Raw genomic sequence first — 21151 nt, 5'->3', positions numbered from 1 at the left:
CACTAAAAATAATACTGTAATTCTTAGTTTGGTTTAGTTCAACTTTAAGACTTTATGAAACTAACATTGATCAAAAGTTATGAATGTTATCTTTCTTTAAAAATTACTTAACAAAAAAACATCTAGTCAATTTATTACATCCATAAACCTTTGAACATATTCATCTTCATAATCAAATATCGCTTTAATATGCTTTCCTTTAATCTCCCAAAACTGAGTATTTGTTTTATTTGAAGCTTCATAAAGCTTCTTCCCCAACTCATAAGGAACCTGTTCATCAGTATCACTATGGATAATGATTACTGGCTTACTTATCTTTTTTATTTCCTTTTCAGCAGGAAAATCATTATTCATTAACAATGGTATCATCCATCTGAAGTTTTCTAAGTTTATTGCTTTGGCATATACTTTTCCTATATCAGGAAACGAATTAAACGTACCCTCTACAATTACTCCAGCTATTTTATCACTGCGCTCTGCTGCATTCATTATAGCAAATGATCCTCCCAATGATTGCCCCCAAATCACTATTGGTTTTTCTGTCATATTCTCATCAACTATGATCTTATCAAATACATATAAAGCATCTTCTTTTAGCATTAATGAATTATCAGCTACTCCAGTAGATCTTCCAAAATTCCTACGTTCGAAACTAAATACTTGAAATCCTTTTTTCGTTAAAATCTCATAATACTTTTGGGATGCCATTAAATGCATACCCTTACCAGAATAATGAATAATAGTAGCTATTGGATCCTGAGTCTTCGGTTTAAAAAGAACTCCATGTAATTGAGTATTCTGATCAATTTCAAAATAGTACTCTGAATGATTCATAGAGGTTTCAAAACTTTCATATTCTAATCCATTGGTGTGATAAATCATTGCATCAGTATATCTAGAAAATCTGATGTATAGTATACTCCCAACTATCAAGAGAACTGTTGCTGCGATAACTATCTTTCCTGCTTTAATAAATGTCTTCATTTGTAATATTTCTAATCGTTTAATGATTCAAATAAACGTGCTATACTACACACAAAAAAAAGAATGTGATGATTACATACTTTCTGTGGTAGAGAAATATTTTTTGTGGTGAAATTTTACTTTTCTGGGGTCAATTCATATGGGATTTTACCTCATCAAAATAAGTTTTAGACACAGGAATGACTTCTTCTATATTATCCAAACGCACTTTACCATTCTGCGCATTACCTTCTAATGAAGAAATATAACTCGGATTAATAATATACGATCTATGGACTCTAATCATACTTTCTAATTGATCAAATACCGAAGAAAGTGTGTTACGCATTACTTTCTTCTTTATCTCTTGTCCTTCTTCGTAATAAATGTTCACGTAATTATCTTCTGACTTAACATAGATAACTTTTGCTAATACCACCAAAAAAGATTCCTTTTTCAAAGAGCTTTTTAGCAAGACTGCTTTATCAGAATCCTTATTAATTTCTTTTTCACTCTCATTAGTTTTTCCATAGTAGTTTCTTACAAACATAGATACTATAGATAAAATTATTCCAAAACCAAAAAACATTAATCTAAACCAAGTCACAAAAAAATCAAGATAAATATGTTCTGGTTTCTTATTTATAAATAGTTCTGTATAGAAAAAAGCAATAATAATAGCTAATGAAACGTAGAGAAAACTAAATACTAACTCCTCTTTCCATTTCCATGTTTTATTACTAACGTAGTACCAACTTGATGAAAAATAAAGAGCAATATAGACTATCAACGAGATAATACCATATCCTATAAAATAAAGATTCTTATATGGGTTATTAAAATTACCTGCTCCAAAAGGCTGTAAAAAAATTAGTATAAAAACTACCAGAAAACTTAAAATAGTCGCAATCAGTAAATGATCCCTAAAGGACGTAGAATATGGAAAAGACTTATTAAAAAACATAAAAAAATCCCTGTTAGTATATAACAGGGATTAAATATAATAATCTTTAGAATTGTAATAACTAATAAAAATACATTTAGTCAGCTAAAACGATTACTTTGTTATCTTTCATTTCGATAGTTCCAGAATTGATAGAAAGAAGTGTAACTCCATTTTCTTTAGAAAACTTCTCTGCTACTTCTTCTTCTAGATTCATATCTCCATACACTTTTACATTTCCTTTTCCTAATAAAGAAACTATTGGTGCGTGATTATCCAACATCTGAAATTCTCCGTTCACACCTGGCACAGCAACAGAAGTTACCTCGCCACTAAATAAAACTGCTTCTGGAGTTACTATTTCTAAATACATATTTTATAAGTATTAAGTATTGAGTAATTAGCACATAAGGAGAAAAATCACTCTCACTACTTCAGTACTAACTTCTCTATACTAATTTATGCTTCAGCTAACATTTTCTCACCAGCTTCGATAGCTTCTTCGATTGTTCCTTTAAGGTTAAACGCTGCTTCTGGTAAGTGATCTAATTCACCGTCCATAATCATCGTAAATGCCTTAATAGTATCTTTAATATCTACTAAACATCCTGGGATACCTGTAAACTGTTCTGCTACGTGGAAGGGCTGAGATAAGAAACGTTGTACACGACGTGCACGTCCTACCGCTAACTTATCTTCTTCAGATAATTCTTCCATACCAAGGATAGCAATAATATCTTGTAATTCTTTATAACGTTGTAAAAGCTCTTTTACTCTTTGTGCACAATTATAGTGTTCATCACCTAATATATCGGCTGTAAGAATTCTTGATGTAGAATCTAATGGATCTACAGCTGGGTAAATACCAAGCTCAGCAATCTTACGAGATAATACCGTTGTTGCATCTAAGTGAGCAAATGTTGTTGCCGGTGCTGGATCCGTTAAATCATCTGCAGGTACATAAACTGCCTGTACAGATGTAATAGACCCTTTCTTAGTAGAAGTAATACGCTCCTGCATCACACCCATCTCTGTAGCTAGTGTTGGCTGATATCCTACAGCTGATGGCATACGACCTAGAAGTGCTGACACCTCAGAACCTGCTTGTGTAAAACGGAAGATGTTATCTACGAAGAAAAGTACATCTTTTCCTTGTCCATCTCCAGCTCCATCACGGAAATATTCTGCAATCGTAAGACCAGAAAGTGCAACACGAGCACGTGCTCCTGGTGGCTCATTCATCTGTCCGAATACGAAAGTAGCTTTAGATTCTTTCATTACTTCTTTATCAACCTTAGAAAGATCCCATCCTCCTTCTTCCATAGAATGCATAAAGTCATCACCATATTTGATAATTCCTGACTCTAACATCTCACGAAGTAAATCATTTCCTTCACGAGTTCTTTCTCCTACTCCAGCGAATACAGAAAGACCACCGTGACCTTTTGCTATATTGTTAATCAACTCTTGGATCAATACTGTTTTACCTACTCCAGCACCTCCAAATAATCCAATTTTACCTCCTTTTGCATAAGGCTCGATAAGATCAATTACTTTAATACCTGTAAATAAAACTTCTGTAGAAGTTGATAAATCTTCAAATTTTGGTGCTTGACGGTGGATAGGAAGACCACTATCTCCTGCTTTAGGAAGATCTCCTAAACCATCAATTGCGTCACCAATTACATTAAATAGACGTCCGTATACATCTCCTCCGATAGGCATCTGAATTGGAGCTCCTGTTCCAACAGCTTCCATTCCTCTGCTTAATCCATCACTGGAATCCATCGCAATAGTACGAACAGTATCTTCACCAATGTGAGACTGAATCTCTAACACCAACTTGGTACCGTCTACTTTATTAATTTCTAACGAATCGTAAATTTTTGGTAATTCAGTACCGGCAGCGAATGCTACGTCTATAACCGGACCTACAATTTGTGATACTTTACCCGTAACTTGAGACATTATATAACTATTTAATGTTTAGTATTTAACTATTTAAAAAGACCCTTTTTCCGAATGTATCGAATACGACCTTTTTTCAGGCTGCAAATATAGGCTTTTAAAATGAATAAAATAGCCTCTTTTATTTTGTTTTTTCAATGTTGAAATCTAAAGTTTATATACCGTCTAAAAAGTATTGATTTTAGTACCGTTTTATTTGATTTTAAAATCATAAAATTGTAATTTTCCTACAAACATAAAGTCTATTTCTAATTTTTTTAAACTATGGAAACATATGCCGAAGCGTTAACTTATGCTATTCCAGGTTTCATAGTTTTAATTTTTATAGAGTATTTAATCGGTAGATGGAAAGGAGTTCAGGTAAACCAATCTATGGACACCATTTCTAGTATTAGTTCTGGTATTACGGATAGTTTAAGAAGTTTAACAGGTCTAGCAGTAATTATTATTAGTTATGATTGGATGGTAGCTCATATTGCATTAATTAAGATCGAATCTTCTCTTTTAGTATATATCTTAACATTTATAGGGTTAGATTTTGTAGGATATTGGTCTCACCGTTTTAATCACACTATAAATCTATTTTGGAATAGACACATTATACATCATAGTAGTGAAGAATTTAACTTGGCATGTGCGCTTCGTCAAAGTATTTCTGCTATAGTTTCTATTTATTTCTTTCTTTATATACCATTAGCCTTATTAGGCATCCCTGCAAGCGTTGTAGCTCTTGTTGCTCCGATACATTTATTCGCGCAATTTTGGTATCATACTCGCTTAATAAATAAAATGGGCCTTTTAGAACATATCATTGTTACTCCATCACACCATAGAGTTCACCACGCAATAAATGATGAGTATCTTGACAAGAATTATTCTCAAATTTTTATTTTTTGGGATAAGATTTTCGGAACATTTCAAGAAGAGATTCTTGAGAAACCACCGGTATATGGTGTCAAAAAACAAGTAAATACCTGGAATCCGTTTCTAATTAATTTCATACATGTTTGGGGGATATTTAAAGATGCCTGGAGAACTAAAAATACTTTTGATAAAATTAGAATTTGGTATATGCCAACTGGTTGGAGACCAGAAGATGTTAAAGAAAAATATCCTATTAAAATCATTACTGACCCTTATACAAGAGAAAAGTATCAAACAGAGAGCTCGTTATTATTAAAAATATGGTCTTGGATACAATTAATAATTACCATAGCGCTACTATATTACTTATTAATAAACTTTGGTGATCTTGACTTTATAGAAATTATAAACTACGCAATCTTTTTAGTTGTTTCGATATTCGCTTATACTTCCTTAATGGACAGAAACATTATTTCTATTTACGTAGAATTTATAAAACTTAGCCTTGGGGTATATTTCATTGCTAAAGAAGGTAATTGGTTTGGAATTGATGCAATACTATCAGGAATGACAACTATAATATTCATATATATTATTTCATCATTTATAATATCAATTTACTTTCAATTTATCGAAAGAAAGTATGTTACTAGAACAAGTAGACCTACAATGTAAAGAAGCCAATAAAGAAGAATATTTCTTTATTGGCTTTCTATTTAAAACATTTGAATTCTATTGTAACATCGGCGAATAAAACGTAGGATAATCTACCGCTTTTACCATTGGCAAATTAGAACCATAAGTTGCATTAATTGCTTTCATAGTTTCATTCGCAAGGAGAGCATATCCACGAGCTGTAGGATGCACTCCATCTAATGAAAATGCTCCACCAAATACTAGATCATCCTGTATAAGAAAATCATCAAAAGTAATTCCTGTAGAAGCAACTTCTACCAATAAAGCATTAGCATCTACCAATGCTAGTCCTGCTTGTGTCGCAGCAGCAGAAATTGTATTATTAAACCCTGCTGTTGCTATAGCTATCGTCTCTTGTTCTTCTGGAGTCAACACCCATCTATCCGCTAAAGGAATTGCTACTCCATTTACTGTTTGTGGATTTCCAGGAATAGCTTCTGTACCAATAAAAGAAGATGCAGTTAAAACTAATAAATCTTCCGCGGTTGCTTGACGCATATTCGTAAGAGCTGCGTTTATAGACGTTAAATCAGTTAAATCTTCATCTATAATTACAACGGCATTGCCTTCACCTTCACTGAAGGTAATTTTTCTTCTCGCTACTTCAGCTGTTGCTAATTCTAAAGAAGTCATATCTGAGGTAGGAGGAAAAAGAGCACCTAGAGTTGCTGGGTTAGCAGTTAAAAAAGCTAAAGTTGCATCTAATCCACCATTATATGCCCCATAAGCACCAGCACTATTTAAAAAACCAGCAGTTGCCGCATCTAATGGAACTGGATTATGTGGTACTGTTGTAAAATGAGCAATTGATGTCACATCTGGAATATTTGCGATTACACCTTTTGCTCCGCCAGATGTCAAGCTAGCTATCAATGCATTATATGCACCATCAAATGTACCGCTATCTGTAATAGGATCTGTTCCATCCCCTCCACTTAATGCATATCCTAACACATCATTATTTCCGATCCATAAAGAGAAAAACGTAGGGTTTTGATCCATCGCATCTTCTATTACAGATGCATTTGGCTCTGATGCCATACGTACAAAATACGGATTCGCAAGTGGTGGGTTTAAAGCTAAACCAGCTGCATTACCATATCCATTAGCTAATAAATGAAAACTTTTAGCCCCAGGAACTCCCATATTGTTAAAGCTCGAACCAAGATTTGTTGTAGCCTCTGTTCCTGGCGTTTCTGGTGTAAAGTCTAACATATCAGGAACAATCCCCAAAGGATAAGGTCCAGAACCAAAGTCATCATCTGGATTAACATCACTATAAAAATATAATCTAGGTCCAAAACTACCATTCGCCATTGGCATACCACCAAAAAGAAAGCCACCAATATTATCACCCATTAAAGGTTGGGTAAATGTTCCTCCTCCTACCAACGCAAATTGTTGCGCCAGAATATTGGGCATAGAATTTTCTTGTGCCTCAATAAATAAAGCTCCATCTGTAAAGCCAGCAGTCAAGGAGTTTCCTAGTGCAACATAGGTAGAAAAATCGGCTGTTCCAGAAGTCAGTACCACTTCTTCTGTGGTTGCAGAATCATCATCTGATTCGCAAGCTATAATCCCAAAAACTATTAAGATTAATAACCATTTATATTGAATATTCATAATCTATTATTTCTTAAAATCGTTTATATTATTTTACAAATTATTTATAGATACCCCGATATAATATTGAGATCCAATAAATCCAGTACCAAAAGCAGTAAAGTACTCGTCTCCTAGGATATTGGTAGCACCTCCTTTTATTGTTGCTTTTAATTTAGGAATAGTATAATTAATTTGTGCATTCACAACATTAAAAGACGGAACATCTCCGTCACCAAAAGAAGCTTCCCAGAAATAAGAATCACTCCAAGTCCAACTAGTATTGAATCCAAAATTTTTAAATAATCTCGTATTACCAAAAGATGCCTTTACTTTATGTTCTGGAGTATTAAAATTTGTTCTAAAATCAGGATCTTCATTTTCATCAAAATCTTGCTTTGTAAATGTATAATTAACACCTATATCAAAATTACCAAATACCTTAGTATCGACTCCAATGGTTCCTCCAAATGACTTAATATCTACATCAGAATTAGTGTACGCCTGATATACCTCTGTATCGCCATTTTGTAGAGCCGCAAGAGATAATGTTCCATCTCCTACCTCTCCATAAAGAGGAACTAAGACATTCTCTGTAGAAATAAAATCAGTGTAAAGGTTGTAATAACCACTTAAATCAATTATAAACTTATCAATCTTACCTCGGTATCCAAGCTCTACCGCAACAACTTTTTCAGGCTCTACTAAATCAACATTTGAAACTGTAGGAGTGCCTGCTAACACAGAGTTTAAAGAAAATGAATTCTCATAAGCTTGCCTTCCAACTACGTCTGCAGTGCTACTTCCAGTTAATAACTGACCATCACCACTTAGATCAAAAGTTCTAACATCTCTATCCAAGTTTTCCGAAGCAGATCCTACAAGAATTGCTCTCCCAACATTAAGTCCTATAAACAAATCCTGCGTTGTTGGATTTCTAAAACCAGTTTGCGCAGATAGACGAATATTATGATTTCTATCAGCACCAGCAGTATATCCTAAAGATAATCTTGGAGAAAAGTTTCCGTCGAATAGTTCGGATTTATCATATCTTATTGATCCTGTTATTTTTAATCTATCATCAATTAACTTCTTTTGGATCTGTGTATAAACTCCAAATTCCGAATAACGAATTGGACCATCGAAATCGGTAAATATAGTACCTGCAGAATTCAACTTATACTCTCTAAATGACCCTCCTACTTGAATGTCTGCAAAGCTCTTTGTAATATGACTAAAATTGTAATTAACGTCTACATGTCTCAATTGACTCTCATCCTGAAATTTAGATCCTGTAGCAAGATCAGGGTCTGTAGTCACTGTATTAAATGCACTTTCAAATTCTGGTGTTCCCGGTAATAATCTTCCTGTGTCTGCCGTTTGTCTAGCGATTAAATGCGCTTGTTCTGGCAACTGACCAGCAAGAGTTGCTTGGGCAAATGCCCCCGCATATTCTCCAAACCAAGTTAAGTCATCTTTCCATAGTCTATTTATATTAATTCCTGTAAATCTAGAATCATAGGAATCTCCTGCATCTTCATCTGTAATATATCCTCTAATAAAAAAGTTATCATTTTTGATCTCTAATTTATGTTGTTGTAAGAAAAAATTACGAATAGAGTACCTGTTTGCTCCTTGGTAAATCGTCGTTCCCCGACCAACTTTTCCTAAATAAATAATTTCGAAATCATCTGCAAAAGGACGATAATGTAAAGCCGCATCAAACTTAATACTTTCCGCGTTGTAATTATTTAGATCACTTTCTAAATAACCAGTTCTACTTACTTCTTCATTAGGTAATAAATTCTCTGCTCCAGCTGGTAACACTCCAAGATTTACTAAAGCCACACCAACTCCTCTGATATTAGTACTTACTTCATCTCCATAAACATTAAGCCCATCATAATTAGGATCTAATCTAGTACCTGTAATATTATCATCCGACACACTTACCTCACTCGTTGCAAACCAATCTGTACCTCTTAAGTACGAGAAATTAGCTTTTGCAGCAAACTTATCAGAAAATGCGTGCGCAATTCTAATCCCATAATCATAATACTCGTTATCCCCTGAAGCATCTTGAGAAGTAATACCTCCTTTAAAATATGCACTTATTCCTTGATGATCAAAAGGATTTTTACTGGTCATAAACAATATTCCATTAAAAGCGTTCGCTCCATATAATGCAGAAGATGCCCCAGGAAGTAATTCTATACTATTTACATCCAATTCTGTCATCCCCAATAGATTACCAAGAACAAAATTTAATGCAGGAGCAGAATTATCCATTCCATCTACTAACTGCACAAATCTAGTATTAGCAAAATCCGCAAATCCCCTAGTATTTACAGATTTAAACGTCAGACTATTAGTATTAATATCAACACCTTTTAAATTCTCTAATCCGTCATAAAAATCAGCAGCTGGTGTAGTTTTTATTTTCTTAATACCAAAACGCTCTACGCTCACTGGAGATTCAAACACTCTTTCGGGTGTTCTAGAAGCAGAGATAATAACTTCATCTAATTCTGTTCCTTCTTTTAAAGTAATCGTTAAATCATTTGAGCTAGATGTAATATCTACATTTATAGACTCAAAACCAACACTACTTACTATAATAGTAAAAGGAGGGGTTTCCTCCAGTGTTAATGTAAATAATCCATCAAAATCGGTAACAGTACCTACAGAAGCCCCTTGTAAAGCAATGTTCGCTCCAGGAATTGGTTGATTATTATCATCAACGACCTTTCCACTAATTGTTGTTTGTGCAGTAGAAATAATGCCTAAAAAAAGCATTATCACTAACGTAATTGTCCTCATATCCTAAATTAGTTTTTATGTTATGACAACAATATACGTTTTTTTGTCAATTCTTTAAAAAAAAGTTAAAATCATGTGTTTTTCATAAACTTAATACTCATATTTTGATTATTTCATTATTTGTTTCTTTAATAATTGATTTTCAAATAAAATAACATCATTAAATAGTGCTCTGTTATTTAATGATGTTATTTTGTTTTTATCCACAAAAAAGCCTGTCTTAAAATCAAGACAGGCTTCCTAATAATCTTATTTTTAATTAACAAACAACTGATTTACAGATGCTTTATCAAAAGTCAATTACATTATTATCACTAATATATTCATTTGAACTAGAAATTATTAATTGTCAATCCAAGGTAATATAGTGAACCAATTGGAGCAGTTCCCACCGCAGTAAAATACTCACTACCTCCTATATTAGTTCCACCAAGCTTAAGAGTAGTTTTTAATGATGGTATTCTATAATTAACCTGCGCATCAAAAACAGTAAATGATGGAACATCACCTACAGCAAATGCAGATTCCCAAACATACTCTTCACTCCATTTAACAGCTGTATTGAAACCAAAATTTCTAAATAAATTATCATGTCCGAAATTTAATTTCACCTTATGCTCAGGTGTGTTAAAATTCGTTCTAAAACCTGGATCTTCATTTTGATCAAAATCTTGTTTAGCATAGCTATAACTTGCACCTAAATCAAAATCTCCAAATACTTTAGCACTAACACCTAATACAGCACCATAAGAGTTAATATCTACATCAGAATTAGTAATCGCTTGAAAACCTGCGAAGTTTCCTGTTCCGATTGCTCCTTCAGCTTCTGGAGTACCTACGCCCCCAGCTAAAGGGCTAACTACATCAATTGTAGAAATAAAATCTTCATACATATTATAGTAACCACTTAGATCTAATAAAAATTTACCAAAATCCGCTCTATATCCTATTTCAATAGCTGTTACTCTTTCTGGCTGTACAATATCTGGATTAGCGATTTCTAAATCTGCAGTTCCACCAGACCTGATAAATGCTTCTACAGATTCTGCGGTATACGAATTTTCATAAGCTGCACGACCTGTTATCGCCGTACCATTTATTGTCCTTGTAAAACGATCTAAATTATCCGGTGCAGAACCTACAATTGCTCCCTCACCAATATCAAGTCCCAAATATAAATCCTGAGTAGTTGGATTTCTAAAACCTGTTTGGATAGAAGCACGAAGATTACGATTTCTATTCTTACCAAGCGTATATCCTATTGAAAATCTTGGAGAGAAGTTACCATCAAATAATTGTGACTTATCATAACGAACCGACCCTGTTAACTTTAATCTATCGTCTAATAATTTTTTCTGAATTTGTGAATACACACCAATTTCTGAGTAGTTAATTGCTCCATCAAAATCAGTATAAAACGTACCAGCAGAGTTTAAGGAATACTCTCTAAACGATCCCCCAACTTGGATATCAGCAAAATTATTTGTGATATGACCTAAATTATAATTAGCATCTACATGTCTTAACTCCGTTTTAGATTTAAATCTTGATCCCGTTTGAAAATCTGGAGTACTAGTTACTTCATTAAAAGCACTTTCAAAACCAACCGAGCCAGGCTCTAATCGATCTCTATCTGCAAAAGCTCTTGCAGCTTGATGTCTTTCCTGATCTGTACCTACTGCCGTTGCGAATGTAGTCGCGTACTCTCCGAACCAATCTTCATCGCTTTTCCAGCTTCTGTTAATATTAATACCTGTAAATCTTAAATCGTAAGTATCTCCAGCATCTTCTGCAGAAATATATCCTCTTACAAAGAAGTTATCATTTCTTACCTCTAATTTATGTTGCTGAAAAAAGAAATTTTTTAAAGAAAACCTGTTTGAATCTTGAAAAATCGTTTGTCCTTTTCCTAATTTACCTGCATAAATAATCTCAAAATCATCATTAAAAGGTTTGTAATGAACCGCTCCGTCAAACTTAATACTTTCAGCGTTGTAATCAGTAAGATCAGATTCATTATATCCAGTTCTGGTAACAACTCCTGCTCCAGGAAGAAGTGCTCTTACCTCATCACCATATACATTTAATCCATTATAAGCAGGATCTAATTCTCTACTTAATCCCGGGTTTTCTATATTATCTCGACTTACTGCAAACCAATCTGTACCATTTAAATATGAAAAGTTTGCCTTAGCTGCAAAATTATCTGTAAAAGCATGAGCTACTCTTACACCTACATCATAAAATTCATTATTACCCGCAGCATCCTGAGATGTAATACCTCCTTTGGCATAAGCACTAATACCTTGCTTCTCGAAAGGACTTTTACTAGTCATAAATAAAATACCGTTAAAGGCATTCGCTCCATATAATGCAGAAGAGGCTCCAGGAAGAAGCTCGACATTTTCCACATCCAACTCATTCATTCCGATAAGGTTTCCTAATGCGAAATTTAATGATGGAGAAGTATTATCCATTCCATCAATTAATTGAACAAAACGAGTATTCGTAAAAGAAGCAAAACCTCTGGTATTAATAGACTTAAAAGTTAAACTATTTGTATTTACATCTACTCCTTTTAAATTCTCCAAACCATCATAGAAATCAACAGATGGTGTGTTTTTAATTTCTTTAACACCAAATCTTTCAATACTTACTGGTGATTCAAATAAACGTTCTGGTGCTCTGGAAGCCGATATTACTATCAAATCAAGAACGTTACCTTCCGTTAGAACTATAACCACTTCTTCTGATTCTGAAGTTACCTCTACAGAACTAGCTTCATATCCAATACTACTTGCTATAATTGTAAAAGGTGGTTTTTTTGTTACTTTTAACGTAAAAAGGCCGTCAAAATCTGTAACTGTTCCTATTGCATCTCCTTTCAACGAGATATTAGCTCCTGGAATTGGTTGATTAAATTCATCAACTACTCTACCGCTAATTGCAGTTTGAGCATTACTAATAACGCATGTAAATAGCGCTATTATAAAAGTAATTTTTTTCATAAATAGGTTATTTTTAAGGCTTAAGTTTGTTGGGGCAACTTAAATTTGTAAAAACGAAATCTTTATAATTTCGGCCGCGAAACTACTAAAAAAAGTTGTCAAATAACAATTTTTGCATTAGTTTTTATCGATTAAATGCAAAAAAGTACGATATATCGTACTTTTTTGCATTTAAAATATGTATTTCGTCTATTTACATCTACTACTCTACGGTTACAGATTTTGCCAAATTTCTTGGCTGATCTACATTCTTATCCAACATAACTGCAATATGATATGACAATAACTGAAGTGGTATTGTAGTCAGTAAGGGAGTCAAAAACTCAATAGTTTCTGGTATCTCAATTACATGATCCGCAAGTCCTTTTACAGTCTCATCACCCTCAGTTACGATTCCAATAATCTTTCCTTTTCTAGATTTAATTTCTTGAATATTACTAACAACCTTATCATAATGCCCTTTTTTAGTTGCAATCACTACCACTGGCATCTGCTCATCAATTAATGCTATAGGACCGTGTTTCATTTCTGCAGCAGGATATCCCTCTGCGTGGATATATGAAATTTCTTTTAATTTCAAAGCACCTTCTAAAGCTACTGGAAAATTATATCCTCTTCCTAAATACAAGAAATTCTTAGCGTCTTTGTACGTATCTGCAATTAATTTTATATGTTCATTGGACTCTAAAGCAATCTTTACTTTTTCTGGAACGCGCTCTAACTCCTGAAGATAATAATGGAAGTCACTATTAGAAATAGTTCCTTTTCTTTCTGCTAATTTTAGCGCAATTAAAGAAAGTACGGTAATCTGAGTGGTAAATGCTTTTGTGGAAGCAACACCTATCTCAGGTCCTGCATGAGTATATGCACCTGCATGGGTCTCTCTAGAAATAGAAGATCCTACCACATTACAAACTCCAAAAACAAAAGCCCCTCTTTCTTTGGCCAATTTAATAGCAGCCATAGTATCAGCTGTTTCTCCACTTTGGGATATTGCTATAACAACATCATCTTGATGGATTACTGGGTTTCTATATCTAAACTCAGAAGCGTATTCTACCTCCACTGGGATTCGTACTAACTCTTCGAAAATATATTCCGCTACAAGACCAGCATGCCATGAGGTTCCGCATGCAATGATAATAATACGTTTGGCATTTAATAATTTAGCCAAATTATCATCAATTCCTGCCATTTTAATAATCCCTTCAGCAACTCTTATCCTACCTCTATATGTGTCGCTAATTGCACTTGGTTGCTCATAAATCTCTTTAAGCATAAAATGATCGTAACCACCTTTTTCAATTTGCTCTAAATTAATTTGCAACTCCTGAAGATAAGGATCAACTAGACTATCATCCTTTATTTTTCTTACTTTTATACCTTTTTTTCTACGAACTATTGCCATCTCACCATCTTCAAGATATATAGCGTTGTTTGTATACTCTATAAATGGGGATGCATCCGATGCAATGAAAAACTCATCTTCTCCAACTCCTATAGCCAAGGGACTTCCTAACCTAGCCACAACAATTTCGTCTGGTTTTCTTTTATCAAAAACAGCAATTGCATATGCTCCCACTGTTTGGTTTAAGGCAATCTGAACTGCCTTTCCTAACTTTACATCTTCTTTAGTTTTTACATCTTCTATCAGATTTACTAATACTTCTGTATCTGTTTCTGATGTAAAAGTATATCCTCTATTTATTAATTCCTTTCTAAGAGATTCATAATTTTCAATAATACCATTATGAATGATTACCAAATCACCAGAATTGGAATAATGCGGATGAGAATTCACATCATTTGGCACTCCATGAGTAGCCCATCTAGTATGACCAATACCAACACTCCCACTAGTAGAAATTTCATTCACTAACCTTTCTTCCAGATCGGCTACTTTACCTTTGGTTTTAGATAATTTAATATCCTCTCCATCGTACAGAGCGATTCCTGCTGAATCGTACCCTCTATATTCTAATCTCTTTAATCCTTTTAATACAATTGGATAAGCCTCCCTATGACCTATATACCCTACTATTCCACACATGGTTTAATTTTTTTGTCAGTTAATTACTTATTGATTCTGTATAAAAAATATCAAGCTTTAAACGCTTTTCTTCTGGAACATTGGTTCCATTTCCATAAAGAATTGTTCCTTCATGGGATATTATAGATGAAAAGGGGATAATTTCATCTTCAGTATTAGTGGGGGTAAATCCTTCGGCATTTGCCGTAATATTAACATTTTGAGAAACTGACAATCCTAATTTAACATTATCATCACCCTCATTCAAAACACCTGTAATATGCCTTGTTAATCTAATTTTATAAAACTCACCATTTTCGTCGTTATCTCTTGTTATCACACCCAAATGTTCGGTAACAGAAATAGTTGGGTTTGTCGAATTGGATGTAGGATCAAATGTATAATCCAAAAGAACCTCACCTGTATCCAAATTAAATATATAAATTCTTTCTGGCTCAGTATCTCCAGAAGATACTTCATCTTGATTTATATAAAATTTCATACTTACTTCATTAATAAGCCAATTCTGCCTTCTTAAAAAATCCAGCTCATTTTCCTGCTCTCCATCTTCATTTACTATTAGACCTGAAAACAAGTCTATAACAGCATAAGATCCTTCTCCACCCTTAAGATATAAATTTTCTTCACCATTAATAACATCTTGGTCATCTAATTCGTCTTCTATTGTAGTATTAAAACTTGTTTCAATACCATTAACAATATTATTAAAAAAACCTAATTCCAGTTCTTCTGAATCTCGAACTATATCAGTTGTATCATCATCCTCATCTTCGTCTAAAGTATCAACTTTATCAAAAGAATAATGAAGTGTAATATTTGCATCAGCTATATCAAAAAACACAAGACTTCCGTCGAGACTATTTAATTCTGCCTTAAAATAAACACCTCTAAAATAATTATTAAAATTATTCACATTACTTAACTCGATACTACCCTCCATATCCAAAAATACAGTAGTAAAATAATCTATAAGCTCTTGATTACCGACTCTAGCATTACTTGGATTTAGCTCTGTCGCCTCGAAGGCAGCTGCATCAGAAATTAATACTTGTCTTAATGCTGGTATTGTAGTACTTACTTGAGGATCTGTATCCTCATCTGTATCGTTATCCTCTGTAAGAAGCGAAACTTCATTTTCATCTGGTCTGAAATCATTGATTTCAAACAACAATCTACCCTCTACGGTTGGCCCAAAATTTTCTCTTATATCATTAGAATAATATACTTGTCTTTGTTCCGATCCTTCTTCTAAATCAAAATCTCTTAGAAAATATTCAGACCTATAAAGTGATAAATTCACAGTTCCTGATCCATAAATAGAATCAACTTCAAATGTATTCGTTACTTCTCCATCATCATCTGTAACTGTCTCTACTAACTCACTAAAATAAGGCAGTCTAAGTACTACACTATCTAAAACTGCATTATCTCCAAAAGTAGGACTTACTCTAGCAGGCAATACCTGTGATAACACATTGTAAGTAGATTGTCCGTATATCGGATCATTGTAAACACCTAGTAAATAGTTAGGCAAACCACTGGTTTGTACTCTTTCGAATCTCTTACTGTAGGCTACAGGAACCGCATTATACTCATTATCCTCGAAGTTCACATCTCCAATCACCTCACTTCCAACCGAATTAAAATCATCGTCACAAGATACAATAGTAAAAATAACAGTTACTATAACTGTTATTTTGATCAATACATTTTTCAAATTCATAATAGTTCCTATTGCTATACCAACACCTCTGTCTGATAGAAGGCTTCATAGGCATCTGCAAATTCATCTGGTTTTTTATATTCTAATACAGGTTGGTCGATAGTTTCTAAATGTTTAGAAAGTTCTGCTGGAATTTCTTCAGACCCAATAATAATCGCATCAGAATTATCAATCGCAACTTTCATAACATTGTTATACGTTGGTTTTGCTAAATCAGTGATCTTATCTTCATCAATACCATCAAATTTTACTTTCTCCAGCATGTTTTTATCCAATGTTCCTTTATATCCATGATCATAAACAGAAGTTACAATCTTACTATCATTAAACAAAGGTTCATTCGCATAATAGTTTCTAAGATATAGAGGCAGCATTGACGCTAGCCATCCATGAACATGAATTACATCTGGCGACCAATTTAATTTCTTAACTGTTTCAATTACACCTTTTGCAAAGAATATTGCTCGTTCATCATTATCAGGGAACAAGTTTCCTTCTTCATCAGTTAGCGTTGCCTTTCTTTTAAAATAATCCTCATTATCAATAAAATAAACCTGCATCCTTTCTTTAGGAATAGAAGCAACTTTGATAATTAAAGGCATATCTAGGTCATTAATGACTAGATTCATCCCAGATAAACGAATTACTTCGTGTAACTGGTGTCTTCGTTCATTAATATTTCCATATCTAGGCATAAAAATTCTAATTTGCCCGCCTTTACTATTTACCATTCGTGGTGCTTCAAAAGACATAGATGAAATCTCTGTCTCTGGTAGGTAAGGTATTACTTCTGATGATACGTACAATATCCTCTTGTCTTTCATATGATCTACTTTTCTCGTCTCCTTCGGAATAAATTTTTGCAAAATTACGAAAATTTATGTAGTCTGCCAGTAATATCTTATTTTTGCACGCCTTTAACTTTTAGATAAATGCGGGTATACGAGAAAAGACTGGACGTTGAACAAGATGTTGCAGACTTACATAAACAAAAAAAAAGCATTGGTTTTGTCCCCACAATGGGAGCTTTACACCTTGGCCACCTTGCTCTAGTAAAAAAAGCAATTGATGAAAATCAAATTGTAGTAGTCAGCATATTTGTTAATCCTACTCAATTTAATAATTCTGAAGATTTAATAAATTATCCGCGTACTTTGGAGTCTGATATAGCACTTTTATCTCAAGTATCTGATGATATTATTGTGTTTGCTCCTCTACCGAAAGAAATATACGGAGAGGAAACAAAATCCATTAATTATGATTTTAAAGGGTTAGAAAATGAAATGGAAGGTAAATTTAGACCAGGTCATTTTGATGGAGTAGGAACCGTACTTAAACATTTTTTCACTATCATTTCACCAACTAGAGCCTATTTTGGCGAAAAAGATTTTCAGCAACTACAAATTGTCAGAAAATTAGTTGCAATCGAAAAAATGTCATTAGAAATTATAGGTTGTCCAATTTATAGAGAAGAAAGTGGTTTAGCGTTAAGTTCTAGAAACAAAAGACTAACCCAGGAACAACTTCTAACATCTCCTTTGATTTACAAAACATTAAGTCAAGTCAAAAATGATTTTGGCACAAAAAGTGTAAAGGAATTAACAGATTGGGTTTCGAAACAATTTAAAAACAATGATCTTCTAGAACTAGAATATTTTGAGATCGCTAAAGTTTCTGACCTGAAATCAATCCGAAGAAAACGGAAGAACACTAAATATCGAGCTTTTATAGCAGTTTTTGCAGGAGAAGTTAGACTTATTGATAACATAGCCCTAAATTAAAAATAACTAAATTTGTAACATGTTTGTACACGTTGTAAAATCAAAAATTCACCGCGTCAAGGTAACTGGCGCAGACCTAAATTATATAGGAAGCATAACCATTGATGAAGATTTAATGGACGCTGCTAATATAGTAGAAGGTGAAAAAGTCCAGATCGTCAATAATAACAATGGCGAACGACTAGAAACCTATGCAATTCCAGGACCCAGAAACAGTGGAGAAATAACACTTAATGGAGCTGCTGCCAGAAAAGTAGCTAAAGGAGATGTATTAATCCTTATTACTTATGCAATGATGGATATCGAAGAAGCTAAAAAATTTAAACCATCTCTTTTATTTCCTAATGAGGAAAATAATTTACTAAAGTAAAAGAGTGAACCCTAAATTTATAAAAATCTTAAAAATAATACTCCCATTTATGTTGGGAGTTTTTTTAATATGGTATTTTCTAAGCTCTGCAACTCCAGAGTACAGAAAAGAATTATTGGAAAACATAAAGAATGCTGATCCAATTTGGGTATTATTATCTCTCGGACTTGGTATTATTTCCCATATTTCCAGAGCGTATCGTTGGAAGTTTCTATTAAATCCATTAGGGTACAACCCAAAACTGTACAATAGTTTTATGGCAATAATGGCTGGGTACTTAGCGAACTTAGGCGTACCTAGATCAGGAGAAGTACTACGAGGTTTTACTGTATCAACTTATGAAAAAATTCCTTTCGAAAAAGCATTTGGAACCATCGTCTCCGAAAGAATAATAGACCTTATCATGCTAATTATTGTAACCACTGGAGCTGGTATTTTGCAAACTGAGTATTTACTTAATTTTCTAGAAGAGAAAAATATTAATCCTTTACTTACTCTAGGAATCATATTAGGATTAATTCTTTTAGGAATTTTAGGACTTAAGATCCTTCAGAAATCATCTAATAAGTGGATAGTTAAAATTAGAGATTTTGGTATGGGTTTATTAGACGGAATGAAAAGTATATTCAAAATGAAACAAAAATGGGCTTTTCTATTTCATACACTATTAATATGGTTCCTATATATATTAATGTTTTATGTAGTAAAATTTGCTGTCCCAAATTTACACAGTGCTTCCTTAGGAGTAATTCTAGTAGCATTTGTAGTTGGTTCTTTTTCGATGTCTACTACTAATGGCGGGATTGGTATTTTACCATTTCCAATTGTAGTTGGTGCTGTTTTCGTTTTTTTTAGCTTCGAAAAAAGTGATGGAGAAGCTTTTGGATGGATTCTTTGGGGCTCGCAAACAGCAATAAATATTATTGTTGGAGCGTTATCGTTTTTATTCCTCCCCCTTTTAAACAGAGGAAAAACAACATAAAAAGAAAAATATTAAATCCTTTATAAACAATGTATTAATTGTTTATTGTTATCAAATTTTAAAGGTTTAAAATAATTTATATATTGTCACTCGCTTAACCTTAATCTTACTACTTATGAAGAAAAGTATATTTTTAATTCTTATATCCTTCTTTACCTCCGTATCGTTTGGTCAGGTAAAATATGAAACATTTAGATCTATAAAGTTAGATCAAAACCGCGATTTAAAAATCCAACTACCTCGAAATTATGAGAAAAATGAGGATAAAATATATCCTGTTATCATTGTTTTAGATGGAGATCATTTATTTGAACCCGTAGCAGGTAATGTTGATTATTTTTCCTATTGGGAAGACATGCCAGAATCAATCGTAGTAGGAGTTTTACAAAGAAAAACAAGAGAGGATGATTGCAGATATGACTTAGCTAGCTACCTACCTGAAGGAAAAGGAGCTGCGTTTTTTGAGTTTATTGGCCAAGAATTATTACCATATATTGACGAGACATATAGAACAGCTCAACTTAAAATGATCGTTGGTCACGATTATACTTCTAATTTTATTAATTACTTCTTATTTAAAGATAACCCGATTTTTCAAGCATATATAAATCTAAGTCCAGAATTAACCCCTCCAATGGAAGAGCGAATTTTTAATGTACTTAGCAATGCAAAATCAGATGTATGGTACTACCTAGCCACAGCTACAAATGATGCCGATAATATTAAGAAAAACCTGATAGCTGTAGACGAGAAATTAGCTACTATTGAAAATCCAGAAGTTAATTATTTCTTTGATAACTTTAACGAATCCTCTCATTATACTCTAGTAGGTAGTGCTATTCCAAAGGCATTAGAAACAATTTTCGAAATGTACCGCCCGATTAGTAAGAAAACTTATAAAGAAGACATTCTTACTTTAGAAACATCGCTCTATGATTATCTAGTAGATATATACGATACTACAGAAAAATTATACGGGTTTAAACGACAGATAAGAGTAAATGATTTTATCGCTATTTCTACCGCGATAGAAAAAAAGGAATTATGGGAGGAGTTAGAGCCTTTAGGAAAATTAGCTATCAAAGAACATCCAGAAACTATGCTAGGTTACTATTATCTTGGTTTAGGATACGAACAACTTGGAGAACCTAAAAAAGCAATGAGAGCATACGAGAATGGATTCTTATTAAATGAAATAGCTTTTCTTACTAAAGACTATATGCTGGAAAAGGTGAATAAAATTAAAGAAGATTTTGGTTACTAATTAAGATACCTTCTTTTTTTAAAAATATCTTAGAAAAGATCCTTAAACTAGGATCTTTTTGTTTTCTACATCGTTAGAAAACCAATTTAAATAATAGTATTTTTACTCCAATTAATA

Annotated in this window: 15 protein-coding genes; 5 read left to right on the top strand and 10 right to left on the bottom strand. The window is 33.2% G+C overall.

The features are described from left to right. Positions 1 to 126: 126 nt before the first annotated feature. The 4 genes from H526_RS0120665 to atpD all read right to left on the bottom strand — a co-directional run bounded on the left by H526_RS0120665 (position 127) and on the right by atpD (position 3874). A complete protein-coding gene (locus H526_RS0120665; RefSeq protein WP_027394770.1) occupies positions 127 to 984 on the bottom strand; it encodes an alpha/beta hydrolase in 858 nt (285 codons plus the stop codon). Between the two features lie 130 nt (positions 985 to 1114). Continuing rightward, positions 1115 to 1927 carry a LytR/AlgR family response regulator transcription factor gene (locus H526_RS0120660; RefSeq protein WP_027394769.1) on the bottom strand — a complete coding sequence of 271 codons (813 nt, stop codon included), beginning with the start codon at positions 1925 to 1927 and terminating at the stop codon, positions 1115 to 1117. A 76-nt stretch (positions 1928 to 2003) separates the two neighbouring features. Further along, positions 2004 to 2279 carry a F0F1 ATP synthase subunit delta/epsilon gene (locus H526_RS0120655; protein WP_027394768.1) on the bottom strand — a complete coding sequence of 92 codons (276 nt, stop codon included), beginning with the start codon at positions 2277 to 2279 and terminating at the stop codon, positions 2004 to 2006. 86 nt (positions 2280 to 2365) lie between these two features. After that, entirely contained in the window at positions 2366 to 3874 is a 1509-nt protein-coding gene (gene atpD, locus H526_RS0120650; RefSeq protein ID WP_027394767.1) for a F0F1 ATP synthase subunit beta, read from the bottom strand. Positions 3875 to 4138: 264 nt separating this feature from the next. On the opposite strand from atpD, the gene H526_RS0120645 reads away from it, so the two are divergent. Further along, positions 4139 to 5413 carry a sterol desaturase family protein gene (locus H526_RS0120645; protein ID WP_027394766.1) on the top strand — a complete coding sequence of 425 codons (1275 nt, stop codon included), beginning with the start codon at positions 4139 to 4141 and terminating at the stop codon, positions 5411 to 5413. 57 nt (positions 5414 to 5470) lie between these two features. Here the strand turns inward: H526_RS0120645 and H526_RS0120640 are convergent, their stop codons facing one another. The 6 genes from H526_RS0120640 to H526_RS0120615 form a co-directional block, all read right to left on the bottom strand. Continuing rightward, on the bottom strand, positions 5471 to 7057 hold the full coding sequence (locus H526_RS0120640; protein ID WP_027394765.1) for an SGNH/GDSL hydrolase family protein: 1587 nt from the start codon (positions 7055 to 7057) through the stop codon (positions 5471 to 5473). Positions 7058 to 7090: 33 nt separating this feature from the next. Further along, positions 7091 to 9856 carry a TonB-dependent receptor gene (locus H526_RS0120635; RefSeq protein ID WP_027394764.1) on the bottom strand — a complete coding sequence of 922 codons (2766 nt, stop codon included), beginning with the start codon at positions 9854 to 9856 and terminating at the stop codon, positions 7091 to 7093. Between the two features lie 332 nt (positions 9857 to 10188). Next, complete coding sequence (locus H526_RS0120630) at positions 10189 to 12864, bottom strand: TonB-dependent receptor (protein WP_027394763.1); 2676 nt, start codon at positions 12862 to 12864, stop codon at positions 10189 to 10191. Positions 12865 to 13066: 202 nt separating this feature from the next. Beyond that, complete coding sequence (gene glmS / locus H526_RS0120625; protein ID WP_027394762.1) at positions 13067 to 14914, bottom strand: glutamine--fructose-6-phosphate transaminase (isomerizing); 1848 nt, start codon at positions 14912 to 14914, stop codon at positions 13067 to 13069. Between the two features lie 19 nt (positions 14915 to 14933). Further along, positions 14934 to 16637, bottom strand: coding sequence for a BamH family beta-barrel-assembly machinery protein (gene bamH, locus H526_RS0120620; RefSeq protein ID WP_027394761.1), 1704 nt, complete (start codon positions 16635 to 16637; stop codon positions 14934 to 14936). A gap of 14 nt (positions 16638 to 16651) precedes the next feature. Then, entirely contained in the window at positions 16652 to 17461 is an 810-nt protein-coding gene (locus H526_RS0120615) for a glycogen/starch synthase (RefSeq protein ID WP_027394760.1), read from the bottom strand. Positions 17462 to 17569: 108 nt separating this feature from the next. Between H526_RS0120615 and panC the strand changes: the two genes are divergently transcribed. The 4 genes from panC to H526_RS0120595 all read left to right on the top strand — a co-directional run bounded on the left by panC (position 17570) and on the right by H526_RS0120595 (position 21034). Continuing rightward, positions 17570 to 18418, top strand: coding sequence for a pantoate--beta-alanine ligase (panC, locus tag H526_RS0120610; RefSeq protein WP_027394759.1), 849 nt, complete (start codon positions 17570 to 17572; stop codon positions 18416 to 18418). Between the two features lie 19 nt (positions 18419 to 18437). Next, entirely contained in the window at positions 18438 to 18788 is a 351-nt protein-coding gene (gene panD / locus H526_RS0120605) for an aspartate 1-decarboxylase (RefSeq protein WP_027394758.1), read from the top strand. 4 nt (positions 18789 to 18792) lie between these two features. Next, a complete protein-coding gene (locus H526_RS0120600; protein ID WP_027394757.1) occupies positions 18793 to 19770 on the top strand; it encodes a lysylphosphatidylglycerol synthase transmembrane domain-containing protein in 978 nt (325 codons plus the stop codon). Positions 19771 to 19885: 115 nt separating this feature from the next. Further along, a complete protein-coding gene (locus H526_RS0120595; protein ID WP_027394756.1) occupies positions 19886 to 21034 on the top strand; it encodes an alpha/beta hydrolase in 1149 nt (382 codons plus the stop codon). The last annotated feature ends 117 nt before the right edge of the window (positions 21035 to 21151 follow it).

Origin of the sequence: Aquimarina latercula DSM 2041 (assembly GCF_000430645.1) — a bacterium.
In the GTDB taxonomy this organism is placed as follows: domain Bacteria; phylum Bacteroidota; class Bacteroidia; order Flavobacteriales; family Flavobacteriaceae; genus Aquimarina; species Aquimarina latercula.
This window is presented reverse-complemented; position numbering and strand designations above follow the sequence as displayed.

Bases quoted from the DNA above. Each gene is read 5' to 3' on its own strand.
- H526_RS0120595 (WP_027394756.1), top strand. From the start codon at position 19,886: ATGAAGAAAAGTATATTTTTAATTCTTATATCCTTCTTTACCTCCGTA.
- atpD (WP_027394767.1), bottom strand. From the start codon at position 3,874: ATGTCTCAAGTTACGGGTAAAGTATCACAAATTGTAGGTCCGGTTATA.
- bamH (WP_027394761.1), bottom strand. From the start codon at position 16,637: ATGAATTTGAAAAATGTATTGATCAAAATAACAGTTATAGTAACTGTT.
- H526_RS0120635 (WP_027394764.1), bottom strand. From the start codon at position 9,856: ATGAGGACAATTACGTTAGTGATAATGCTTTTTTTAGGCATTATTTCT.
- H526_RS0120665 (WP_027394770.1), bottom strand. From the start codon at position 984: ATGAAGACATTTATTAAAGCAGGAAAGATAGTTATCGCAGCAACAGTT.
- H526_RS0120640 (WP_027394765.1), bottom strand. From the start codon at position 7,057: ATGAATATTCAATATAAATGGTTATTAATCTTAATAGTTTTTGGGATT.
- glmS (WP_027394762.1), bottom strand. From the start codon at position 14,914: ATGTGTGGAATAGTAGGGTATATAGGTCATAGGGAGGCTTATCCAATT.
- H526_RS0120660 (WP_027394769.1), bottom strand. From the start codon at position 1,927: ATGTTTTTTAATAAGTCTTTTCCATATTCTACGTCCTTTAGGGATCAT.
- panC (WP_027394759.1), top strand. From the start codon at position 17,570: ATGCGGGTATACGAGAAAAGACTGGACGTTGAACAAGATGTTGCAGAC.
- H526_RS0120615 (WP_027394760.1), bottom strand. From the start codon at position 17,461: ATGAAAGACAAGAGGATATTGTACGTATCATCAGAAGTAATACCTTAC.
- panD (WP_027394758.1), top strand. From the start codon at position 18,438: ATGTTTGTACACGTTGTAAAATCAAAAATTCACCGCGTCAAGGTAACT.
- H526_RS0120655 (WP_027394768.1), bottom strand. From the start codon at position 2,279: ATGTATTTAGAAATAGTAACTCCAGAAGCAGTTTTATTTAGTGGCGAG.
- H526_RS0120645 (WP_027394766.1), top strand. From the start codon at position 4,139: ATGGAAACATATGCCGAAGCGTTAACTTATGCTATTCCAGGTTTCATA.
- H526_RS0120630 (WP_027394763.1), bottom strand. From the start codon at position 12,864: ATGAAAAAAATTACTTTTATAATAGCGCTATTTACATGCGTTATTAGT.